The organism is Vibrio sp. YT-19(2023), from assembly GCF_033337395.1.
This window is the reverse complement of record NZ_JAWOQN010000623.1, coordinates 1-649: the sequence shown is the minus strand read 5'-3', so window position 1 is coordinate 649 and position 649 is coordinate 1. Positions and strand designations below refer to the sequence as shown.

Below are 649 nucleotides of genomic sequence, written 5' to 3'. Positions count from 1 at the left end.
TCATATATTTTGATAAAACGCGATTAGAGTAAGGTAAACCAAGAGTTCAGAAAGCTGCTGCGCTGCACCTAAGCAATCGCCAGTAAAACCGCCAATGCGCTTAGTCAGCCAACGTTTGAATGCAAATCGAAATGCAAACAAAACGATGACGATAAATGATGTCTGCATTACTCCGAGAAAGAGCGAAGCCACGCCCGCAGTAAACAGCAAAATGGCAACTTCAGACGAGGACTGCTTGTTCGCAAGCGGCTTGCTTTTCGAGGTGTCACTGTCACTCACATAAGGCATGTCGTAAATTAGCGTTGCAGCGAGGGCACGACTCGTGGTGTAGGCCACAACAATAACGAGCCAAAAATCAGGCAAATGCACCAACTCGCTCCAAAGGACAAACTTAGCCAACAACGCCATCACTAATGTTGCGGCACCATAAGTCCCGATGCGGCTGTCCTTCATGATAGAAAGACGACGCTCAACCGTCATACCGCCGCCAATGCCATCCGCCATATCAGTCAAACCATCTTCGTGAAAAGCACCGGTGAGCAACAGGCTGAACGCCATGGTTAATACAATAGCAACAGAATCAGGGAAAATAAGTTGAGTGAAGTAGAACACAAGCGCGCAAAGCACACCAAGAATCACACCAACCAAG

Annotated in this window: 1 protein-coding gene; it reads right to left on the bottom strand. The window is 47.6% G+C overall.

Annotation, left to right across the window (positions count from 1 at the left end; all coding sequences use genetic code 11):
- Window positions 1–649: adenosylcobinamide-GDP ribazoletransferase (locus R7E78_RS27510; RefSeq protein ID WP_318058803.1), on the bottom strand; the 649-nt coding region annotated here is incomplete at its 5' end.